Genomic DNA, 1316 nt, shown 5'->3' with positions numbered 1-1316 from the left:
TCTGTTATCTACGATGCGATTGAAGCTGCGAAAGCTCGTGGTGTGGATGTTGTGATTGCCGATACAGCGGGTCGTCTGCAGAACAAGAGCAACCTGATGGAAGAGCTACGCAAGATTGTTCGTGTAATGAAGAAGATTGATGACTCTGCACCGCACGAAATCATGCTAACACTTGATGCTGGTACAGGTCAGAATGCTATCAGCCAAGCGAAACTGTTCAGTGAAGTTGCACCAGTAACCGGTATTACGCTAACTAAGTTAGACGGCACTGCGAAAGGTGGTGTGATTTTCTCAATTGCTGACCAGTTCCAGATTCCAATTCGTTACATTGGTGTTGGTGAAGGCATTGATGATCTGCGTCCATTTGAGTCAAAAGACTTCATTGAAGCTCTATTTAGCCGTGAAGAGTAACGCGAGTAGCAAAGTGGTTTACCCTTAACCTGCTATCGTTTTAAATTTGATATTAGTGATCGTAAGAGGAATTTTCGGTGATCAAATTTCAGCAAGTGAGCAAAGCCTACCGAGGTGGACGCCAAGCACTCCAAAAAGTGGATTTCCATCTAAAACGTGGAGAGATGGCATTTTTAGGCGGGCATTCCGGTGCAGGTAAAAGTACCTTGCTGAAGTTGATTTGCGCGATTGAGCGCCCGACTGATGGGCGTGTCTGGTTCAACGATCACGATATCACTCGCATTCCTGCTAAAGACATCCCATTCTTACGCCGTAATATCGGTATTGTCTTTCAAGACCATCGTCTGCTGATGGATCGCTCTATCTTCGATAACGTTGCTCTGCCTATGCGTATCGAATCTATTTCTGAAAATGAAATAAAACGTCGAGTCAGTGCTGCGTTGGATAAAACGGGCTTACTAGACAAAGCGCGCTGTTTGCCAAGCCAGCTTTCTGGTGGTGAACAGCAACGTGTGGGCATTGCCCGTGCTGTGGTCAACCGTCCAACTCTGCTGCTAGCGGATGAGCCGACGGGTAACCTAGACCCGGAATTATCTAACCGCGTGTTGCGACTGTTTGAAGAGTTTAACCGTGCCGGTGTGACGATCATCCTAGCAACGCACGATATCGGGTTAGTGAATACTCGCCCTCAATATCGTCATCTTGAATTAAACCAAGGCTTTTTGAGTGAGGTTGAAGACTATGGCCGCTAATAAGCGCATCAAAAAACCTCAATCTAATCGTGCTGCAAACCGCACTTCAAGTGACGGCTTCTTCGTGGTGCATTGGAAGCAAGCTAAGTCATCGTTCTCACAAATGTGGCAACGTCCACTGGGCAACTTACTGACGCTTGCGGTTATTTCTAT

Annotated in this window: 1 protein-coding gene and 2 pseudogenes; all 3 read left to right on the top strand. The window is 46.7% G+C overall.

Features of this window, described 5'->3' with window-relative positions; genetic code table 11:
- Nucleotides 1-411: pseudogene (locus A3712_RS05340) on the top strand (signal recognition particle-docking protein FtsY); the annotation flags it as partial.
- 77 nt (nt 412-488) lie between these two features.
- Nucleotides 489-1163: a cell division ATP-binding protein FtsE gene (gene ftsE / locus A3712_RS05335; RefSeq protein ID WP_004740528.1), complete on the top strand. Its 675-nt coding sequence runs from the start codon at nt 489-491 to the stop codon at nt 1161-1163.
- Nucleotides 1153-1316: pseudogene (locus tag A3712_RS05330) on the top strand (permease-like cell division protein FtsX); the annotation flags it as partial. The gene ftsE and the pseudogene A3712_RS05330, both read left to right, overlap by 11 nt.

Origin of the sequence: Vibrio sp. HI00D65, assembly GCF_001635455.1 — a bacterium.
Classification (GTDB): domain Bacteria; phylum Pseudomonadota; class Gammaproteobacteria; order Enterobacterales; family Vibrionaceae; genus Vibrio.
The sequence above is the reverse complement of the archived record's forward strand: the minus strand, read 5'-3'. Positions and strand labels throughout refer to the sequence as shown.